Origin of the sequence: Bacillus cereus group sp. MYBK108-1 (assembly GCF_051917185.1) — a bacterium.
Classification (GTDB): domain Bacteria; phylum Bacillota; class Bacilli; order Bacillales; family Bacillaceae_G; genus Bacillus_A; species Bacillus_A cereus.
The window spans coordinates 60,804-81,159 of the sequence record NZ_JBQAHZ010000017.1; the positions used below are offsets into that span (position 1 = coordinate 60,804).

Genomic DNA, 20,356 nt, shown 5'->3' on the forward strand with positions numbered 1-20,356 from the left:
TCATTCATAAAATAATAATGTAATAGAAATGTTCAAACTGAAGGGGTATTTAAATCGGTTGAACCTTATAGAGAGGGCGGTAATTATGATGACTACAGCAGAACAAATTCCATTCCAATTGATTTTAAATAGTGGTAACGCACGAAGCTTTGCGATGGAGGCACTTCAATTTGCCAAACAGGGGAAAATGGTAGAAGCAGATGAAGCGATGGTAAAGGCAAAAGAAGCGATTAATGAAGCGCATCATTTCCAAACAGAGCTCATACAATCAGAAGCAAGAGGAGAAAAAACAGAGGTTAGTGTTCTTTTAATTCACGCACAAGATCATTTAATGAATGCGATTACAGTGAAAGAATTAGCAGCAGAGTTTATCGATCTTTATAAAAAGCTTGAAGCGAAAGGGGAATAAAGCATGACTGGAATTAAAATTGCTACAATCGGCGGTGGATCTAGTTATACACCAGAGTTAATTGAAGGATTTATTAAGCGTTATGATGAACTGCCTGTTCGTGAAATTTGGTTAGTAGATATTGAGGCAGGAAAAGAAAAGTTAGAAATCGTTGGTAACTTAGCGAAACGTATGGTGAAAAAATCAGGTTTACCAATCGAGGTACATTTAACACTTGATCGTCGCGAGGCATTAAAAGATGCTGACTTCGTAACAACACAACTTCGCGTTGGTTTATTAGAAGCACGTGCAAAAGATGAAGCAATCCCATTAAAATATGATGTAATCGGTCAGGAAACGAATGGTCCTGGTGGTTTATTCAAAGCGTTGAGAACGATTCCTGTTATTTTAGATATTTGTAAAGATATGGAGGAGCTCTGTCCGAATGCATGGTTAATTAACTTTGCAAATCCAGCTGGTATGGTAACAGAAGCTGTTCTTCGTTATACAAATATTCAAAGAGTAGTTGGTCTATGTAACGTTCCAATCGGAATTCGTATGGGTCTTGCAAAATTACTTGAAGTAGATGCGAGTCGTGTTCACGTTGATTTCGCAGGTTTAAATCATATGGTATATGGATTAGACGTATATTTAGATGGCGTGAGTGTAATGGACCGTGTGTTAGAGCTTGTGACAGATCCAGAAAAGCAAATTACGATGGAAAATATCGCAGCGCTTAACTGGGAACCAGACTTTATTCGAGGACTTCGTGCAATTCCATGTCCATACCACCGTTACTACTACAAAACACGTGAAATGTTAGAAGAAGAGAAAGAAGCTTCTGTTGAAAAAGGTACACGTGCAGAAGTAGTAAAACAATTAGAAAATGATTTATTTGAGTTATATAAAGACCCGAACTTAGATATTAAACCACCACAATTAGAAAAACGTGGCGGAGCTTATTATAGTGATGCAGCATGTAGCTTAATTACGTCTATTTACAATAATAAAGGTGATATCCAGCCTGTTAATACACGAAACAACGGAACAATTGCAAGCTTACCACATGATTCAGCTGTTGAAGTGAACTGTATTATTACGAAAGAAGGCCCAAAACCAATTGCAGTTGGAGACCTTCCAGTACCAGTTCGCGGTTTAGTACAACAAATTAAATCATTCGAGCGCACAACAATTGAAGCTGCTGTTACAGGGGATTATCATAAGGCGCTGCTTGCTATGACAATCAATCCACTTGTACCATCAGATAAAGTTGCAAAACAAATTTTAGATGAAATGTTGGAAGCACATAAAGAGTATCTTCCGCAGTTCTTCAAAAAGGTAGAGAAGTAAAAGCGGCGCTATTTAGCCCGCTTTTTTTATTCTATTAGGAGGTATTATGATGATTAAGTTAATTGTAAATGCAGATGATTTCGGTCTTACAGAAGGTACAAATTACGGCATTATTGATGGGCATATAAATGGACTTGTAAATTCAACGACGATGATGATGAATATGCCAGGAACAGAGCATGCGGTACGCTTAGCGAAAGAGTACAACCTACTCGGAGTAGGCGTACATCTCGTATTAACAGCAGGGGAACCACTTCTTGGAGACGTACCATCACTTGTAGGTAGCGACGGATCGTTTCATAAACAAAGTGTTGTAAGGGAAGGGAATATAAATCCAGAAGAAGTTGAGAGAGAATGGATTGCTCAAATTGAGAAGTTTTTATCTTACGGATTAACACCAACTCATTTAGATAGTCATCATCATGTGCATGGTTTACCGATTTTACATGATGTTCTTGAGAGATTAGCGGCTAAATATAATGTTCCGATTCGTCGTTGTGAGGAAGATAGAGCGGTGCATCCATTTTCTGATGTGTTTTACAGTGACTTTTATGCGGATGGTGTGACGGAAGATTACTTTGTGAAGTTAAAAGAAAGAGTACAAGGTGAACAAACGGTAGAAATTATGGTTCATCCAGCTTATATTGATCCAGAGCTTGTGAAGCGTTCTTCTTACGTAATGGATCGTGTGAAGGAATTGCGTATTTTAACAGAGAGTGAGTTGCCAGAAGGAATAGAGCTTGTGAAGTTCTAATAGAAAAAACGACGGCTACATCATGCCGTCGTTTTTTTATTTATAAAATGGACAGAACATATCCACCAAAGGCTCCTAGTATAACGATAACCCAAGGTGGTGTTTTCCAAAAAGCTAGTAAGCAAAAAAGAAGCGAAGCGAAAACGAAATCTGAAGCATTTATAACTGTACTCGTCCAAATAGGATCGTAAAAAGCGGCAATTAAAATACCAACAACTGCGGCGTTAACACCAAGTAGTGCACCTTGTATGAATGATATTTTTCTCACACTGTTCCAAAATGGTAAAACACCAATAACGAGTAAGAAAGCAGGGAGGAAAATCGCAATTGTTGCGAGTGTTGCCCCAAGCGTCCCGTTTAATACTGCTCCTATATAAGAGGCGAATGTAAATAGTGGTCCTGGTACTGCTTGTGTTAATCCGTATCCAGCTAGGAACTGTTCTTTCGTCATCATTCCGTTTTGTACGAACTCACCTTCAAGAAGGGGCAGCACGACGTGTCCTCCTCCAAATACAAGTGCGCCAGAGCGATAGAAACTATCAAATAAAGCGATGTAATAAGAAAACGGTCTTAATATCGGTAGCAGCAGTAATAGTCCAAAGAATAAGACGAGACAAGAAACTGCTATCTTTTTTGAAATAGGTACTTTTATATTTTGAGATTGGCTAATGGGGTGGTTGCGATATAAAAACCAGCCGATAAAGCCACATAGTATAATAAGGATGACTTGTGTCCAACTACTTGGCCATAATAAGGCAATTGCGGCAGTTACAATCGCAATCGTCGCACGGTTGCGATCTGGAGTTAACTTTCGCGCCATTCCCCATATGGCATGAGCGACAATAGCTACTGCTACAAGTTTTAGTCCATGAATCCAGCCAGCACTTCCAAGATCGAACTGATTAAGGAATGAGGCGAAGAAAACCAAAACAAGTACAGACGGTAAAGTGAATCCAATCCATGAAATAATAGCTCCTAATAGTCCGCCTCTTAATAATCCAACCCCCATACCGACTTGACTGCTGGCAGGACCAGGAAGGAATTGACATAGCGCTACTAAATCTCCATAGCTTCGTTCATCCATCCATTTTCTTTTTTGCACGTATTCGTGGTGAAAATAGCCGAGATGAGCGACAGGACCGCCGAATGAAGTAAGTCCTAATTTAAATGAGACGAGAAAAATCTCTAATAATGTGTGAAAGATGTGTTTGTTTTTTTTCAAAATAACCTCCTATAATGTTTTTCTATGTGCATTATACAAGAGACTTTCAATCTACAGGAACGATTTTAATGTAAAGATTTTGTGAATCTTTTCTTTGTAATTAAAATTGAAAAAGTCATAAATGATTATGTCTAAACCATAAAGTAGTAGAAGTAGTGCTGGGAAATTTATATAAGGAGAATGCCTTATGACAACACATTTCTTTGCCAGGTTAACAGGTAAGAGGGAAGTGCCTCCTGTAAATACAGAAGCTTTTGGGGTAGCAGAGTTTATTTTTAGTGATGATTTAACGAAATTGCATTACAGAGTAATACTAAAAAATATAGAAAAGGTTACATCGTGTCAAATTCATTTAGGGAAGTCTACTCAAATTGGTCCTGTTGTTTTATATTTGTATGGTCCACTGGAGCAAGGGATTAGTTTGAACGAGGGAAGTATTACTGGTGTAGTGAATGTAGAGGATTTTGAGGGACCTTTACAAGGGAAATCATTTGTACATTTACTTCAAGAAATTATTCAAGCAAATGTATATGTTAATGTTCATACGAAATCACAAAAAAGAGGAGAAATAAGAGGGCGAGTTAGAAAAGTAAAGAAGTAGAGGAAAAGGCTGTCCATATGTTGGAACAGCCTTTTCTCATTATATAAGGTGCTAGTTTTAGCGATTATTGTCGGTAAATCGATATGTTTTGAAAATCGCCGATATAACTCACGTTACGGTCGATATTTTTAAAAACGGCCTCAATTAATTTTTAACAGGCTGATTTTTAATAAAGAAGTCCATAACGTAAAATACTTCGTCATCAGGTATTTGTATTTCAAATGTATTTTCAATCGGTTGCAATGCTTTTTTTACTTTCATATACATCCAGTATTCATCTTGTCTTCTTTTCTCTTTATCAGGGTGAGGAAGAAGGCTTTCTCCTTTTTGAAGACGGTCAACCATACAGCTCATATGCAGAATAACCCCCATTAAGCTATCAGGAGTTAGCTGTAAGGAAATTAATTCTTGAATTGTATTTAATGCGTAACGAATTGTTTTAATAAGTAATGCCCCATCGTTACGCTGCATTTGTTGTTCAAGAATATCCGCCATTTTTGCATATGTTTCTTCATACGTAATTAATTCTTGAATGGGCTGAATCGCTGTGTAGTTTACGATGTCTTGGAAATGATATGTTAAGCACGGCACTTGCACATCGAAATTCGTGACGATACAAATGATATTACGCTCTTTTTTTATGTTCTCGATCATTTTCGTTAAATCTTTTTCATGGACGATACTAATCGGAATAATTTCAATTAAGTCTTTATCAAATCGTAAATAGTTCTCTAACATTTTTTGAATAGCTAAAGCACTTCCTTCACCAGTTAAACAAGCTGTTAAAATAACAGATTTCATTGGAGAGAGAGGTTTTTTCTTTTCTTCTTGTACGTTTAAGTAAAATGGTGTTAAATTTTTTACTGTTTCATACAGCGCATCTAATGAATAACCGAGCTGAGCTTTTCGAGCTGCTTCTAGTGCATGTGGTGTGCTCGTCATCGAGAGAACACGTACAGGGATTTTGAACTCCGTTTCTAATATGTCACCGATATAAGCAAGTGACCCCATATCGACAAGTAAGAGAAGCCCATTTACATTTTGTAGTGTTTTCATATACACTTTCACACGTTCCAAGAAATCTTTCGGTGATTCGTGTAACGGCATATCAATACCGGTTACTTCCTCAATACCGAGAAGTTCGTTTGCAACGTTTGCCATTTCAGTTGCGATGCCATTACCGTGTGCTAATATTAATACTTTTACTTCTGTTTGTGAGGCAGGAATTGGATCAACAACGAAGAACATTGTTAAAAAGCCAGCTTCATCAATAGGCATTGTTATTTGTAATTCTTCCTCCAGTAGTTGAATGCATTGCATAGCTACGGAAAAAGCTTCTTTATATTTCGTACGAATTTGATTTAATTGTGGGTGATGTATTTGTTTTCCGCTTTGTAAACGTTGTAGAGTTGTCTGTACATGTAAACTTAAAGCAAGAAATACTTTTTCATCAAACGTCTTAGATAAATGCTTTTCAGCAAGTTCCGCTATTTTTTCACATACGGAAACGATATTACGATCCACAATTTTAAAAACATTTTCATGGCTTGTTTTTTTTGATATTTGGTTAAAATATTGTACGAAAAAGCTTTGAACATCATTTTCTATTAGTAATTCTAATTCTTCCTCTTCAATACCACGTGCTTGAAGTTCTTCGTATTTATAATCAATATAATCGTAAATAGAAGAGCGTTTTTCATCTTCTGTTTTATGATTACTCCAACCTTCCTCACCTGTAAATACAAATGTTTCATTTGGTATTTGGTATAAGTGACGGCTCTTTCTTTCAATGAACAACCCTTCTTTCATATACCAAGGTAAATCTGTACTTGAAACATAGACAGAATCACGTTTCTTTGTGACCAAATCAGAATAGGCTTTCGCACATGCAATTTGAACATCTGTTTTTAATTGACCGATGTTATTGGGACAATTGTAAAAGACGAAAGCACGCATTGCATTTGGGCTAACGTGAATGTCTTTTCGCAGACGAATTGCTTCATTTGTGAAAAATAGCTGTAGTAAAGCAAAGCGCTCTTTATGTGTACGCTCACGAAGTGGTGGCAGCGTAACAGTCATCGGTATACGTCTTGTAAATGTTTTTAATAAAAATGAATTTGGTTCTTCTGTTGTTGCAGTAATGATTAATACTTGTGCTTTACGTTCGTTCTCTGTTTCTCCAAGGCGGCGGTATACTCCGCGGTCAATAAAGGTGAAAAGCATTTCTTGTCCCTCTGGAGGCAGGCGATGTACTTCATCTAAGAAAAGAATTCCTTCATGTGCTTTTTCAATTAACCCTTTTTGATCACTTGCTCCTGTATAAGCTCCTTTTTTAATCCCAAATAATTGCCCGAGTAGTAACTGGGGATTATTTGCATAATCAGCACAGTTAAAGACGATAAATGGTGCATCTTTGGGAAGCTGTTCAACTTCAATTGCATATTCGTGCATTAAAGAAGCAAACATAGACTTTCCGACCCCTGTTTCTCCCAGTAGTAAAGTATGCATACCGTTTGGAGGATAGAGAATAGAAGCTTTCGCTTTTTCAATTGCAATTTTAAGGCTCGTATTTTCAATTGCAAATGTATCTAATGAAGTTATGCCTTTTGAATGCGTTTCCAACGAAGTGTTCGTTTCTATGTAAAAACGAACAGGTCGCGTATTTGTTTTTAATAAACGTTTATCTTTTACAAGTTTGTTTAAATCGCTACTTACATTGGCGCGATCTAGTTGCAGAAATGTAGCGAGTTCTGATGCGGTTACACCTTCTGTATAATTGCCTTTTTGTATTGCGTTAAAAATGAGATCTATTCGTTTCATTTCTATTCACCTCGAAACTTCATCACTATTTAAAATTTTACACAAAAATGGGAAGGGTGGGAAGAGAAAAATAAAACAGCTTTAGCACATAGGCACTAAAGCTGTTACAATCTTGTGTCTTTCCAAAAATTTACCTTGAGATGAGAAGAAGGATTATAGGGAAGAAGTTTGTATCCTTGTGACTGTAAGTAATCAATTACTTTTGGCAGTATTTGTACGGTTACACTCGAATCATGCATTAAAATGACTTCGACTTGTTCATCACTTTGATTACGTACTCTTTCGAGTATGGCAGAAGGATTGTCATAGCTTTTCCAGTCGTATGTATCGATCGTCCAATCCCACATTTTATACTGGGCCGATACAAGTGCGTCACGGTAATTCTTCTTTAAATAAGGCATACTACCATATGGAACGCGAACGAGATGTGTATTTAATTTCGTAACTTGCTGGACAATGCTTTGTGTTTGCTCCATTTCTGCAATTAAAGTGGAAGGGTCACCAGTGTAAAGGCGTTTTACATCATGTGACATACTGTGAAGTCCGATATAATGTCCGTCTTTAATTAATCGTTGCATTGTCTTTTTATAATGTGGTACTTTTCCACCAATAACAAAGAAAGTTGCTTTTCCGTTCTTTTCTTTTAAGATGTTTAAAATTTGTGTAGTATATTTGTTTGGTCCGTCATCAAATGTTAAGTACGCAATTTTTTGTGTAGGAGAAGTTGTTTCAGTATTTGGATGATATTCAGCAGGAATAACAGTTGTTGCTTCAGTATTAGATGATACGTACATAGTAATCGTTAAAAATAAAATAATACATTGAAATACTCGCTTGATCATAACATTCACCCTCAGTTTGACAATCAAGATGTAAAAAAGAAAACTTGATACTTTTCTTATTATGTATATCTTTCTCCAATAGAGGAACTCTCAAACAATCTATATTTTGGAAATATAAAATGAGAATAAAAAATAGCATCCTCTTATAAGAAAGAGGATACTATTTGAATATTTCATAATTGAAAAGGCTATACTACAATTAGTCTTCGCGTTTTTTCACTTTTTTATAAAAGGAAATGATTGGTTTGTAGCGTTCATGTACAAGCCCGATTATTTCAGCGATGATTTCTGTGAAGAAAATCAAAGCGAAAAGAAGAATAATGGATAACCATAACGTTGCAGTAGTAAAAATAATGGCATTTACACTAAAGAAAATACCGAATGCGTATATAATTAGTACCGTTTTGCGATGAGAGAATCCCATTGCAAGTAAGCGGTGATGTAAATGCGATTTATCTGGTGCTGAAATAGGTTTTTTATTTACGATACGACGGATGATTGCAAATATCGTATCAAATATAGGTACACCTAAAATGATAATTGGAACGATAAAACTGAATAACGTTACACTTTTGTATAATCCAAGTAACGATATAACAGAAATACAGTATCCTAAAAATAGTGCTCCTGTATCTCCCATGAAAATTTTTGCTGGATGGAAGTTGTAGAATAAAAATCCAATTGTACTTGCTAATATAATTAATGCAAGTGGCAAGATAATAGCTGTTCCAGTACCCCATGGGCTAGTGAAGGCCATATATGCTAGCGTTGCAAGTACTATAGATGAAATCCCAGCAGATAATCCATCTAAGCCGTCAATTAAGTTGATTGCATTCGTAATACCTACAAGCCAAAATACTGTAATTGGATAAGCAAGCCATCCAAGTTCAGTATCCCCAATGAATGGGATATATAATACTTGCACTAATAATCCACTTTTTACAATCATAATGGCAACTAACAGTTGTCCACCGAATTTTACTCTCGCAGATAACTCGTACATATCATCTAAAATTCCGATGATTACAATGATAATTGCACCTAGCGTTATCGATAACATTCTTTGCTCATATAAGCCACCGACAACAAATCCTACAGCTACACCAATAAATATTGCTAACCCGCCAAGACGTGGCATAATCTTTTGGTGCACTTTACGTGCGTTTGGCTTATCTGTCGCTCCTATTTTAAAAGCTAATTTAATAACTAAAGGAGTAACGACAAGTACAGTGATGAAAGATGCCAAAATGGCATAAATCACTTGTGAGTCCATTAATACCCCACCCTTTATAGTCTAACGTAATTTTTTTTTTGAAAATATATTTATCTGAAAATTATGATGTTTGTTTACAGGCTCATAACATATGGTATCACAAAAAGATTAGAATTCAATCTTTTTTTCGTTTTACGGTTAATGGAAGCGAATAAAATATATGACAATTGTATATAGAATGTTGAATCATATAAGAAGGTTAATCGTACTGGACTTCGGAATGTGACATTTTCTCTTTTTCTTCGATAGTGAATACTTTTATTTCAGTATTATAAGTGTTGCACGTAGAAATGAGTAAGTCTCGTGTTAAAATGTGGGAATTTATTACGCGTGAACTGGCAGCCTCATTTTTACTGATTAAGTTTTACTTTATAGTGCATTTAATTTTACAAAAACTTTAAAAAAAATAAGAGAAGTAATTCATATAATGAAAAAGGAAAAGGGTTTTCTCATTTTTAACGTGAGAGGGGGAAGCGCAGGGAGAGTTCTATATTTCATATCTTTTCTATTGTAAATTCCTGTGCGAAAAGGAAATGAAAATTACGATAGTAGGTACTGGATATGTTGGGTTGATTACAGGAGTAGGATTGGCAAAATTAGGGCATTCAGTTACATGTTTTGATATGGATAATGAAAAAATTGAACGGATAAAACAAGGGGATTTACCTATTTATGAGGTTAGATTACATGAATTAATAAATTATGCATATGAGAATAATGCTTTAACTTTTACATCAAATAAAGAAGAGGCATTTGATGATGTAGAGTTTATATTTATTGCAGTTGGAACACCACCTTTATTAGATGGGACGGCAGATTTAACGTATATTCAGAGTGCTTGTAACGATATTGGATTATATGCGACGAACGATATTATTGTTGTTACGAAAAGTACAGTTCCAGTAGGTACAAATGATGTAATGAAGGGATGGATTGAGGAGAAGTTAAAAGGGAGGCATACAGTACATATCGTATCGAATCCAGAGTTTTTGCGTGAAGGTTCAGGTATTTATGATTTCTTTCATGGAGATCGTATTGTAATTGGAGCGGATAGCGAGGAAGTAGCAAGAAGAGTAGAGAGTTTGTATAGTGAATTATGTTTAGAAACGTATGTTACAGATATTAAAAGTGCAGAGATGATTAAATACGCGTCGAATGCCTTTTTAGCTACAAAGATTAGTTTCATTAATGAAATTTCAAATATATGTGAGAAGGTAGGCGCGAATGTATTGGATGTTGCCAAAGGGATGGGAATGGATAAGAGAATTGGTGCATCTTTTTTAAATGCGGGCATTGGCTACGGAGGGTCGTGTTTTCCGAAAGATACGAAAGCGCTGGTGCAAATTGCGGGAAATGTTGCTCATGATTTTCGTTTGTTAAAAGCGGTTATTGAAGTAAATAATAAGCAACAGCTGCTATTGATTGAAAAAGCGAAAAAAGTTATGAACATGAGTAAAAAGCGGATTGCAGTTCTTGGCGCATCTTTTAAACCGAATACGGATGATATTAGAGAGGCATCATCTCTTATTATAATAGAAGCATTACTTAATATAGGTGCAGAAATTGTTCTTTACGACCCAAAAGCAATTCAATATGTAAAAAATATATTTGGAGATGCTATACAATATAGTAGATGTATAGATGAATCGATTAGAGATGCGAGTGCGGTTTTTATCGTAACAGAATGGGAAGATATTCAAACTTATCCGTTAGAAAAGTACGTACAACTTATGAGGGAGCCTATTTTATTTGATGGGAGAAATTGTTATACTGATGAAGATGTTAAGAAACAAAAGATAGATTATTACTCGGTGGGAAGAAAAAGTATTTGTAATAGACATGTTTCTATTATGCGTTAAAAAGGGATGTACTCATGCATATTTTTATATGTCATAATAGAAGCTGTAATTAGTGAAAGAAAAGAGGCAATCACATGACTGAACGTTTAAAAGTAATGACAATTTTCGGGACACGTCCAGAAGCAATTAAAATGGCACCTCTTGTATTAGAGTTGCAAAAACACCCAGAAAAAATTGAATCGATTGTGACTGTAACAGCACAGCATCGCCAAATGTTAGATCAAGTATTAAGTATCTTTGGAATTACGCCAGATTTCGATTTAAATATCATGAAAGACCGCCAAACTTTAATTGATGTTACAACGCGTGGTTTAGAAGGTTTGGATAAAGTAATGAAAGAAGCGAAGCCGGATATTGTACTTGTACATGGTGATACAACAACAACATTTATTGCAAGCTTAGCTGCTTTTTATAATCAAATTCCAGTAGGTCATGTTGAGGCGGGCCTTCGTACGTGGGATAAGTATTCTCCATATCCAGAAGAGATGAATCGTCAATTAACAGGTGTAATGGCGGATCTTCATTTCTCACCAACAGCAAAATCAGCAACGAACTTACAGAAGGAAAATAAAGATGAGTCACGTATTTTCATTACAGGAAATACAGCGATTGACGCGCTACAAACGACTGTAAAAGAAACATATAGTCATCCTGTACTAGAGAAACTTGGAAATGATCGTCTTGTACTTATGACAGCTCACCGTCGTGAAAACTTAGGTGAACCGATGCGTAATATGTTCCGTGCAATTAAGCGTCTTGTAGATAAGCATGAAGATGTACAAGTTGTGTACCCTGTTCATATGAACCCTGTTGTTCGTGAAATAGCAAATGAAATTTTAGGTGAACATAACCGTATTCATTTAATTGAGCCGCTAGATGTAATTGATTTCCACAATGTTGCAGCTCGTTCATACTTAATGTTAACGGATTCTGGTGGTGTACAAGAAGAAGCTCCATCACTTGGGGTACCAGTTCTTGTTCTTCGTGATACAACAGAGCGCCCTGAAGGTATTGAAGCAGGTACGCTGAAATTAGCAGGAACAGACGAAGAGACAATCTTTGGTCTTGCTGATGAGTTGTTATCAGATAAAGAAGCTCATGATAAGATGGCGAAAGCATCTAACCCTTACGGTGATGGTCGTGCATCAGAGCGTATTGTAGAAGCAATTTTACAACACTTTAATAAGTAAATAAAAAGGGCCCAATCGGATAGATTGGGCCTTTTTTTACGGCTGATTGCGCATAATCCACTCTGCATGAGCATTTGTAGAAGGTGGCGAATCAGTTGGTGTTTTATTTTGGTTTGTTTCTTTTTTTGTTTGTTCGTTAGAGTTAGAACTTGAATTTGAATCAGGATTTGAGTTGTTTTTTGTAGCTGGATTTTTTGTTTTTTCTCCTAATTCTTTTTCAATTTCGTTACGCACCGTTTCTACACTGATTGGATCTGGAAGGAAGTAATAAATACCGCCTATTTTTTTGTCTTCGCCCTCAAGCTTTAACGTTTGCATTGTAGAAGGATCAAATCCAGAAATTTTATTGTAAAGAGCGAGTCCGTCTGAAATAGGAATGTCGGTTTTTATATATTTTCCAACGACAGCTGTTAAATCTTTAATTTTAAATACAGTAGAGGTGGAGTTTAGTTTATGAGCAACAGCGGCTAGTAATTGTCTTTGTCTAGCAGCTCGACCATAATCGCCATTTGGATCTTGCTTTCGCATACGGACGTAGGCAAGTGCTTCTTCACCGTTTAAATTTTGCTGTCCTTGCTTAAATTGAATTTTTTTGTAGTAATCCACGTCAGAGCGCTCCCAGAAATCGAAGGGTACGTCAACGGTAACGCCGCCAACAGCATCAACGATACCTTTAAAGCCTTGGAAATCAATTTTAAGATAATGGTCTACAGGAACTTTTAGAAAGCCTTCGACAGTTTTGATTGCCATTTCTTCTCCGCCGTAAGCATGGGCAGCGTTAATTTTGTCTTCCTTATTTTTGCCAAAAATTTTAACTCGAGAATCACGAGGAATACTCATAAGTGAAATCTTTTGCGTTTTTGGATTGACTGTTGCAAACATTAATGAGTCTGTACGACCATTTTGACCGTCTGTCGCATAATCTTCTATACCCATAATGAGAATTGTAAAAGGTTCTTTTGTAATTTCTACATCTTTGTCTCTTAAATCTGATTTTTCACGAGTAAAACCACTATATATCCCCATAAGAGAAGAGTAAGAATTTAACACATAAACTCCTATGCTGCCAAATAAAAATGCGAAAATAAGGAAGAAGAAAAGTTTCCTTCTTCGCTTCTTTTTTATTCTGCTATTTTGGAGATGATAATAACGTTCTTCCATATATAATCTCCTTAGTTCGTTAGTTCATTTGTAGGGAAGTAATTCACTACATTAATCTTTGAAGGTGATAAATGGGTTATGCTTAGATAACATCTTGTTCTAAGTACAACATATCTCCTTCTGTAATTGTACATTTCCCGTTTGTTAATTCAATCATCCAATCTGTAAATGCTTGTTTGCCGTCTTCTTCTACATACGTATCAAATGTGACATTTTCTAGATAATGAATATCTTTAATGGCATATTTTGAATTGCGTAATTCATTTTCCACTTTGCCAAGTAATGTGTAATCAATCTCGGTTTGCATCACACGCATTAGTTTTCGCTGGACAACACCGACATGATTAATGCCTTCGCTTGTACACTTTCCATATGCACGAATTAATCCACCTGCACCAAGTTTAATGCCACCAAAATAGCGTGTTACAACAACAACGGTATCTTTTAGTCCACGTTTTTTAAGTACTTCCAGCATTGGTACGCCAGCTGTACCGCTAGGCTCGCCGTCATCATTTGCTTTTTGAATATGATCTTGTTCGCCAATTAAATAAGCGGAACAATTATGTGTTGCATTCCAATGTTGTTTTTTTATTTTTTGTATAAATTCTTGAGCCTCTTCCTCAGTCGTTGCTCGGCTAATATAACAAATAAATCTTGATTTTTGAATGACGATTTCGTGTTCGCCGTAGTCTTTTATTGTTAAATATTGTAATAGCACTTGTGTACGCCCCTATCTATCAAAATGACTAGTACTTTCCATTTTAAAAGCGAGCCTTTTTATATTCAAACATTTTTTCTAAATATGCTGAAGTTTTTGGTGAGTATTTTATCTTTTTGTTGTAATTTGTCGAGATGGTAGGTATAATTTCAACCGGCATTTTCATGTATGGATGCACCATTTGTAGTTTTCGTGTAAAATTAGGAAATAAAACTTTTTATAAGGCAGGTACGAAAATGAAAATAGCTATTGTTACTGATAGTACGGCATATATACCGAAGCAAATTCGTGATGAACTCAATATATATATGATTCCATTAAACGTTGTGTTTGGAACAGAATCTTATCAAGAAGAAGCTGAAATTTCAGCAGATGATTTTTATGTGAAAGTACGTGAACAAGAGGAACTTCCAAAAACTTCTCAACCAGCAATCGGAAAGTTTGTTGAGCTATATGAAGAACTAGCTAAAGATTATGATGCAGTTATTAGTATTCACCTATCAAGTGGAATTAGTGGTACATATCAAACATCAACGACAGCTGGACAGATGGTAGAGGGTATTGATGTATACACGTATGACTCTGAAATTAGTTGTGAAGTACAAGGATTTTATGTGCGTGAAGGTGCAAAGTTAGTAAGTGAAGGAAAGAACCCAAAAGAGATTATCGCTCGTTTTGATGAAATGAAGAAAACGATGGACGCCTATTTTGTAGTTGATGATTTACATCATTTACAGCGTGGTGGTCGATTGAATAGCGCGCAAGCTTTCATCGGCAGTCTGTTACAAGTGAAGCCAGTTTTATATTTTAGAGATAAAATCATTATTCCGTTTGAAAAGATTCGTACACGCAAAAAAGCATTAAAACGTATCATTGAAATTTTTGATGAGCAAGCAAGTAAAGGTGTACCTATGGAAGCAGTTATCATTCATGCGCAACGTGAAGAAGAAGCGAATGAATGGAAGAAAGAATTAGAAGCAAAATATCCTCACGTCACAATTCGTACAGGTTATTTTGGAGCTGTAATTGGTACGCACTTAGGTGAAGGTGCATTAGGTCTTGGATGGTATACGAAGTAATAAAGATATAAAAAGCTCTCTTTTTAAGAGGGTTTTTTTACGGGTATGTTACGTTTAGTTGACAAGTTAATATTTGGAAATGGTAAAATGTACGTAAAATAAAATAATGAGGAAAGTTTTATAACTTACTTTTTACAAGAAACTATATTATAATAGAAGAGAGGTGAAACATATGGAGCATAATTCTTGTTTATGTCCAAAGTTTGAGTCAGCTTTTACTCTGCTTAGTAAGAAGTGGACTGGCTTAATTATTAAATCTTTGCTTGAAGAGTCGAAACGTTTTAGAGAAATCGCAGATATTATCCCAAATATGAGCGATCGTATGTTGTCAGAGCGTTTGAAGGAATTGGAAAGCGAGGGCATTGTAGTTCGTAATGTCTATCCAGAAGTACCAGTTCGAATCGAGTATGGCTTAACTGACAAGGGAAAAGCGTTAGAAAGTGTTATGGATGAGGTCCAAAACTGGGCTGAGAAATGGATGAAGTAGCATTTCATTTGTATTCGTATATTTAATAAAACGTAAGGGATTCCTTACGTTTTTTCTTTTTTTACAGAAGTGAGAAAAGTATATAAATTTCTACACATATATACAAAAATATACAAAAATATACGAATTTTGCGCTAGAGATACATATAATATTACATTTGTTTTACAAAAACGTAACATTAGCAAAAAAAATCCCGAATTATGGTATAAATTTTATAGGTTATATACGGAAAAAGAAAAAAGAAAGCGGTGTAAAAAATAAAATGAAAAAGCTAAAAATGGCATCTTGCGCATTAGTTGCAGGGTTAATGTTTTCTGGGCTAACACCAAATGTATTTGCAGAAGATAAAATTTCTGACGTGAAATCACAAATTAATACACAAAATGACACTTTACATAAACAACAACAAGAACGTGATGAATTACAAAAACAAATGAATGACTTAAACAAAACAATTCAAGGTTTAGATAAATCTGTTCAAGAGAATGCTGCAAAGCTTGATGAAACAACGAAAAAAGTTTCTGATACTGAGCAATTAATTGAAAAGAAAAATAAAGATATTGCAGAATTACAAACAAAGATTGCAAAACGTGAAGAGCTATTAAGAAAGCGTTTAGTTGCACTTCAAGAACAACCAAATACGAACGTTGTAACAGAAGTTCTTGTAAACTCTAAAAACGTTGCAGATTTAGTTGATCGTTTAACTTCTGTTTCTAAAATTCTTGAGTCTGATGAAGATATTATGAAAACACAACAAGAAGATCAAGCTAGTGTGAAAAAAGATGTTGCAACGGTAAAAGAGAAACAAAAAGAATTAAAAGAAGCACAAGCTCAAATTGAAACTGCTAAGAAAGAACTTGACGCTGAAAAAGAGAAAAAAGCAGCAGCGGTAAACGATTTAAGCGGTAAAATGGATACAGTTGTAACTTCAATGACAAGTACGGAAGGTCAATTGAAAGAGCTTGAGAAACAAGCACTGCAATTACAACGCATTGCAGAAGAAGAAGCACAAGCAAAAGCTGCACAAGAAGCTGCTGCTCAAAAACAAGCAGAGCAAGCTGCTAAAGCTGCGCAAGCTCAGCCAGCACAAGCACCTGCAGAACAAGCTGCACCAGCAAACAATGGTGGACAATCTCAAAAAGAAGAGCCTAAAAAAGAAGAACCTAAAAAAGAGGAACCAAAAAAAGAAGAGCCTAAGAAAGAAGCACCTAAACAAGAAGAGAAAAAGCCAGCTCCAAATGTGGGTGGCGTAATTGGTAAAGCACAAAGCTACTTAGGTTTACCATATGTTTGGGGAAGTGCATCTCCATCAAACGGTGGTTTTGACTGTAGTGGATTCATTTCTTACATTTTTGGTGTAGGTCGTCAAGACGTTAATGGTTACTGGAACTCAGTTTCTAAAGTAAGTAGCCCACAACCGGGAGACTTAGTATTCTTCCAAGGTACTTATAAAGCAGGTCCATCTCACATCGGTATTTACGTTGGTAATGGCCAAATGATCCATGCTAGTGATAAAGGAATTGCGTACGGTGATATTAACAGTTCGTATAACAAAAAACATTTCTTAGGATACGGTCGATTCTAGGATTTATAAAAGAATAAAACAAGTGTATAAAGTCGATAGCTTACTATTTTATAAGTAGGTTATCGGCTTTTTTGAGTTTTTACGAGATGATGAGAAAGGTTTATAGTAGTGCTGGAGGTGATTGTTGATGCTAGCGGGGAAACAGTTACTATTAGAAGAACTTTCTTCAGATTTACAGAGGGAATTAAATGATTTGAAAAAGAAGGGAGAGGTCATATGTGTACAAGGTGTAAAAAAGAAGAATTCTAAATATATGTGCCAACGCTGCGGAAATGTAGATCGGCGGCTATTTGCGTCGTTTTTATGTAAAAGGTGCAGTAAAGTGTGCACATATTGCCGGAAGTGTATAACGATGGGGAGGGTAAGTGAATGTGCTGTACTTGTTCGAGGGATTGCTGAAAGAAAGAGAGAAAAGAATTTAAACTTGTTACAGTGGAACGGGACGTTGTCTGCTGGACAAGATTTGGCGGCGCAAGGAGTTATAGAGGCTATCAGGCAAAAAGAATCCTTTTTTATTTGGGCTGTATGAATAGCCGGAAATGAATACATAAAATAATTACTTAAAAACGCCAAATGATTTTGACGTTATTTTGATTAATGTAAATCTTTTCTATGAAGTTGTTGATCATAACTTGTTTTTCTTTAAAATCTAACGTTTCAAATGCATCATCTATAGCAGTTAAGGTTACCTCATGAGAAATAGATTCTTCTTCAGAACGTTGTTGTTTAAGAAGGAGCTTTTCTTTTTCTAAATTCAGTTTCTCCATTTGCTGTTCTAAAAGATTTTTACTGATGTTTGTAGTATTCATAAATAAATCAAGCAAGCGTTCCATTTTCTTATCTATATCTTTAATTAGTTTTTCATAATTTACTTTTTTCTCTTTTTTATTAGTCTGTTTTTTTTCTTCGGTTAAACTTTTTAATTCAGAAATAACAACTTCTTCTAGTTTTTTTCTGGACCAGGTTTTATTCATACATCTTTCTTCATATTCAGCTGGGAATCTCTTGGCTCTACAAATGTAATAATAATATCTTTTGGATTCAGTATCCTTAGATTTACCTGTACTGTATGCTACATAGTTCTCTCCACAACAAGAACAAGCTATTAACCCTGATAACAAGCTTTGCTTAGCTTTATGGGCATTATGTCCCTTGTGACGTTTCAACAGCGTCTGTACACGCTTAAACTGTTCTGATGTAACTATAGGTTCATGTTGACCTTCGTATTCTTTTCCTGAAAAGGTTACACGCCCTATATATAATGTATTAGAAAGAATGTCCCTATATCTCCGAAATCGCCAAATAGGATAGCCTTCCTCTTTTAAAACTTCCTGCACTTTAGTAATTGAATAATATTGCTCATATAAATCAAAAGCCCTTTTAATATGAGTAGCTTCGTCTTTTTTTATTATTAATTGTCCATCTTTCCTAGTATAGCCAGCTGGATCATAGTCTCCACCGTTACCTCTTAAACCGTTTTCCGCTCGTTTAACATGTCCCATTCTCATACGTTCTGCAATTGTTTCACGTTCTAATTGAGCAAATACAGATAGAATACCAATCATTGCTTTACCGAATGGTGTGGAAGTATCTAATGTTTCTGTTATAGATACAAAGTCTACCTTGTTTTTCAAAAAATGTTCTTCAATAAGTTCTAATGTATCTCTTTGAGAACGAGATAACCTATCCAATTTTAATACAACAACTGCATCTATGTTTTTTAAATCAGTTATAAGTTTTTTTATACCAGGACGGTCTAAATTTGAACCTGAATAACCGCCATCTATATATTCATCATAGATGGCCCAATTTTTAGCTTTGCAAAACGCTCTTATTCTTTCTCTTTGAACCTCTATACTATAGTTTTCAATTTGGTCCTGCGTACTAACACGAATATATATAGCTGCTTTAGTCAAAATAATCACCTTTTACATTTAAAATTTAGCGTTAAGAGGTGCCATATACCAAACTAATTTTCCTTTTACTACAACAGGAGTGTGTTCTTGTGTTTTAGAATCATAAAATTGTGTTTTATATTCAGGATTATAACTTTCGGGTTCTAAAGTAATTCCATCTTGGAACTTATAAAATCTTTTTAGAGTTGCATCGTATCCATTAACTGCAACTGCAGCAATATCTCCATTTTTAATTTCAATATCAGGATCTATCAACGCTAACATATTTGGTGGTATTACTTTACTCATGCTATCGCCAACTACTCTTAATAAAAAGGCATGAGGGTGACAGTCAGTTATTTCTACTGGAACGTTAATCCATTCTTCAACAGCAACCATTTCAAGTGGAGTTCCAGCAGCTATTGCTCCAAGTAGAGGTACAGGCTTACAGTTATTTTTAATATTTGGCTGATTAGGTCTGATATGAGTAACATTAGAATCTTTATCTTCGATGATGTCACTTTTTAAAATTCCGAAATGATCAGCTATTTTTTGAAGTGCTCCCATTCTTGGTTCTTTTAGCCCTTTTTCCCAAGTTGATACTGCCTTATCTGAAACACCGGCTATTTCGCCAAATTCCTTTTGTGAAAGATTATGCTTATCCCTTAATTTTTTAATATTTTTTCCTATGCTCATTTTAGTGACCTCCGTCAACTTTATATTTATAATATTAAACTAAAAGTAGAACTTATTCAATATAATGTCGGAAAAATTCCACTTTAAATTCGATATTTTAATATAAAGGTAGATTTGAAGAGCTTTTTCGGTGTTGACATTCTACTTTTAGTAGATTATTATGAGTTTACAAGCGAATAGAAATGAGGTGAAAGTGATGATTCTCACTATTAAACAAGCGCGATTAATAAAAGGGTTTACTCAAACTGATATGGCGCAGCATTTAAAAGTCCATGTTCAAACATATAGAAATATGGAAAATCATCCCGACGAGGTGACTGTAGGAAATGCAAAGAAAATTTGTGATCTACTAGAAATTAGTTATGATCAAATTTTTTTTAATGCATACTCTACTTTAAGTAGAGTTGAGGGTGGAGTTACTCTTCAAATGTAGAA

18 protein-coding genes and 1 pseudogene are annotated in these 20,356 nt (G+C 35.4%); 11 read left to right on the top strand and 8 right to left on the bottom strand.

Annotated features, from left to right (window positions below):
- The first annotated feature begins 85 nt into the window (after positions 1 to 85).
- From ACTFSL_RS20775 to chbG, 3 genes are read left to right on the top strand one after another with little or no spacing between them, the layout of a single operon-like run.
- Entirely contained in the window at positions 86 to 409 is a 324-nt protein-coding gene (locus ACTFSL_RS20775) for a PTS lactose/cellobiose transporter subunit IIA (RefSeq protein ID WP_000989059.1), read from the top strand.
- A gap of 3 nt (positions 410 to 412) precedes the next feature.
- A complete protein-coding gene (gene celF, locus ACTFSL_RS20780; RefSeq protein ID WP_000145750.1) occupies positions 413 to 1,738 on the top strand; it encodes a 6-phospho-beta-glucosidase in 1,326 nt (441 codons plus the stop codon).
- Between the two features lie 49 nt (positions 1,739 to 1,787).
- Positions 1,788 to 2,492, top strand: a complete 705-nt coding sequence (chbG, locus tag ACTFSL_RS20785; RefSeq protein WP_098214310.1) for a chitin disaccharide deacetylase — start codon at positions 1,788 to 1,790, stop codon at positions 2,490 to 2,492.
- Between the two features lie 40 nt (positions 2,493 to 2,532).
- Here the strand turns inward: chbG and ACTFSL_RS20790 are convergent, their stop codons facing one another.
- Positions 2,533 to 3,714, bottom strand: coding sequence for a chromate transporter (locus ACTFSL_RS20790; protein WP_440042306.1), 1,182 nt, complete (start codon positions 3,712 to 3,714; stop codon positions 2,533 to 2,535).
- A gap of 187 nt (positions 3,715 to 3,901) precedes the next feature.
- Between ACTFSL_RS20790 and exsM the strand changes: the two genes are divergently transcribed.
- Entirely contained in the window at positions 3,902 to 4,315 is a 414-nt protein-coding gene (exsM, locus tag ACTFSL_RS20795) for an exosporium regulatory protein ExsM (protein WP_000207046.1), read from the top strand.
- Between the two features lie 144 nt (positions 4,316 to 4,459).
- On the opposite strand, the gene ACTFSL_RS20800 is transcribed toward exsM, so the two are convergent.
- The 3 genes from ACTFSL_RS20800 to ACTFSL_RS20810 form a co-directional block, all read right to left on the bottom strand.
- The gene (locus ACTFSL_RS20800) at positions 4,460 to 7,135 is read right to left on the bottom strand and encodes a PRD domain-containing protein (protein WP_000820971.1); all 2,676 of its coding nucleotides are present in this window, start codon (positions 7,133 to 7,135) and stop codon (positions 4,460 to 4,462) included.
- A 104-nt stretch (positions 7,136 to 7,239) separates the two neighbouring features.
- Positions 7,240 to 7,977, bottom strand: coding sequence for a polysaccharide deacetylase family protein (locus tag ACTFSL_RS20805; RefSeq protein WP_000597149.1), 738 nt, complete (start codon positions 7,975 to 7,977; stop codon positions 7,240 to 7,242).
- 199 nt (positions 7,978 to 8,176) lie between these two features.
- Positions 8,177 to 9,250: a glycosyltransferase family 4 protein gene (locus tag ACTFSL_RS20810; protein WP_000378318.1), complete on the bottom strand. Its 1,074-nt coding sequence runs from the start codon at positions 9,248 to 9,250 to the stop codon at positions 8,177 to 8,179.
- A 533-nt stretch (positions 9,251 to 9,783) separates the two neighbouring features.
- Here ACTFSL_RS20810 and ACTFSL_RS20815 point away from each other — a divergent pair.
- On the top strand, positions 9,784 to 11,109 hold the full coding sequence (locus tag ACTFSL_RS20815) for a UDP-glucose dehydrogenase family protein (RefSeq protein WP_440042307.1): 1,326 nt from the start codon (positions 9,784 to 9,786) through the stop codon (positions 11,107 to 11,109).
- Between the two features lie 74 nt (positions 11,110 to 11,183).
- Entirely contained in the window at positions 11,184 to 12,299 is a 1,116-nt protein-coding gene (gene wecB / locus ACTFSL_RS20820; protein ID WP_000140145.1) for a non-hydrolyzing UDP-N-acetylglucosamine 2-epimerase, read from the top strand.
- Positions 12,300 to 12,335: 36 nt separating this feature from the next.
- Here wecB and ACTFSL_RS20825 read toward each other — a convergent pair whose 3' ends face one another.
- A complete protein-coding gene (locus ACTFSL_RS20825) occupies positions 12,336 to 13,460 on the bottom strand; it encodes an LCP family protein (RefSeq protein ID WP_440042308.1) in 1,125 nt (374 codons plus the stop codon).
- A gap of 82 nt (positions 13,461 to 13,542) precedes the next feature.
- A complete protein-coding gene (locus tag ACTFSL_RS20830; RefSeq protein WP_000926669.1) occupies positions 13,543 to 14,178 on the bottom strand; it encodes a YigZ family protein in 636 nt (211 codons plus the stop codon).
- 236 nt (positions 14,179 to 14,414) lie between these two features.
- Here ACTFSL_RS20830 and ACTFSL_RS20835 point away from each other — a divergent pair, with 236 nt between their 5' ends.
- The 4 genes and pseudogenes from ACTFSL_RS20835 to ACTFSL_RS20850 form a co-directional block, all read left to right on the top strand.
- The gene (locus ACTFSL_RS20835) at positions 14,415 to 15,257 is read left to right on the top strand and encodes a DegV family protein (RefSeq protein WP_025921785.1); all 843 of its coding nucleotides are present in this window, start codon (positions 14,415 to 14,417) and stop codon (positions 15,255 to 15,257) included.
- Between the two features lie 172 nt (positions 15,258 to 15,429).
- On the top strand, positions 15,430 to 15,744 hold the full coding sequence (locus ACTFSL_RS20840; protein ID WP_000400857.1) for a winged helix-turn-helix transcriptional regulator: 315 nt from the start codon (positions 15,430 to 15,432) through the stop codon (positions 15,742 to 15,744).
- A gap of 158 nt (positions 15,745 to 15,902) precedes the next feature.
- Positions 15,903 to 17,330: a C40 family peptidase gene (locus ACTFSL_RS20845; RefSeq protein WP_440042309.1), complete on the top strand. Its 1,428-nt coding sequence runs from the start codon at positions 15,903 to 15,905 to the stop codon at positions 17,328 to 17,330.
- A 127-nt stretch (positions 17,331 to 17,457) separates the two neighbouring features.
- Positions 17,458 to 17,856 (top strand): annotated as a pseudogene (locus tag ACTFSL_RS20850) (DNA/RNA helicase); the annotation flags it as partial.
- A gap of 34 nt (positions 17,857 to 17,890) precedes the next feature.
- Here the strand turns inward: ACTFSL_RS20850 and ACTFSL_RS20855 are convergent.
- Both ACTFSL_RS20855 and ACTFSL_RS20860 read right to left on the bottom strand, forming a co-directional pair.
- Positions 17,891 to 19,246, bottom strand: coding sequence for a recombinase family protein (locus ACTFSL_RS20855; protein ID WP_440042310.1), 1,356 nt, complete (start codon positions 19,244 to 19,246; stop codon positions 17,891 to 17,893).
- 18 nt (positions 19,247 to 19,264) lie between these two features.
- The gene (locus ACTFSL_RS20860; RefSeq protein WP_440042311.1) at positions 19,265 to 19,921 is read right to left on the bottom strand and encodes a LexA family protein; all 657 of its coding nucleotides are present in this window, start codon (positions 19,919 to 19,921) and stop codon (positions 19,265 to 19,267) included.
- 196 nt (positions 19,922 to 20,117) lie between these two features.
- Here ACTFSL_RS20860 and ACTFSL_RS20865 point away from each other — a divergent pair, with 196 nt between their 5' ends.
- Positions 20,118 to 20,354 carry a helix-turn-helix transcriptional regulator gene (locus ACTFSL_RS20865; RefSeq protein WP_440042312.1) on the top strand — a complete coding sequence of 79 codons (237 nt, stop codon included), beginning with the start codon at positions 20,118 to 20,120 and terminating at the stop codon, positions 20,352 to 20,354.
- Positions 20,355 to 20,356 lie beyond the last annotated feature (2 nt).

Coding starts and splice junctions, on each gene's coding strand:
- ACTFSL_RS20775 (WP_000989059.1), top strand. CDS start 86: ATGATGACTACAGCAGAACAAATTCCATTCCAATTGATTTTAAATAGT.
- celF (WP_000145750.1), top strand. CDS start 413: ATGACTGGAATTAAAATTGCTACAATCGGCGGTGGATCTAGTTATACA.
- chbG (WP_098214310.1), top strand. CDS start 1,788: ATGATTAAGTTAATTGTAAATGCAGATGATTTCGGTCTTACAGAAGGT.
- exsM (WP_000207046.1), top strand. CDS start 3,902: ATGACAACACATTTCTTTGCCAGGTTAACAGGTAAGAGGGAAGTGCCT.
- ACTFSL_RS20800 (WP_000820971.1), bottom strand. CDS start 7,135: ATGAAACGAATAGATCTCATTTTTAACGCAATACAAAAAGGCAATTAT.
- ACTFSL_RS20805 (WP_000597149.1), bottom strand. CDS start 7,977: ATGATCAAGCGAGTATTTCAATGTATTATTTTATTTTTAACGATTACT.
- ACTFSL_RS20810 (WP_000378318.1), bottom strand. CDS start 9,250: ATGGACTCACAAGTGATTTATGCCATTTTGGCATCTTTCATCACTGTA.
- ACTFSL_RS20815 (WP_440042307.1), top strand. CDS start 9,784: ATGAAAATTACGATAGTAGGTACTGGATATGTTGGGTTGATTACAGGA.
- wecB (WP_000140145.1), top strand. CDS start 11,184: ATGACTGAACGTTTAAAAGTAATGACAATTTTCGGGACACGTCCAGAA.
- ACTFSL_RS20825 (WP_440042308.1), bottom strand. CDS start 13,460: ATGGAAGAACGTTATTATCATCTCCAAAATAGCAGAATAAAAAAGAAG.
- ACTFSL_RS20835 (WP_025921785.1), top strand. CDS start 14,415: ATGAAAATAGCTATTGTTACTGATAGTACGGCATATATACCGAAGCAA.
- ACTFSL_RS20840 (WP_000400857.1), top strand. CDS start 15,430: ATGGAGCATAATTCTTGTTTATGTCCAAAGTTTGAGTCAGCTTTTACT.
- ACTFSL_RS20860 (WP_440042311.1), bottom strand. CDS start 19,921: ATGAGCATAGGAAAAAATATTAAAAAATTAAGGGATAAGCATAATCTT.
- ACTFSL_RS20865 (WP_440042312.1), top strand. CDS start 20,118: ATGATTCTCACTATTAAACAAGCGCGATTAATAAAAGGGTTTACTCAA.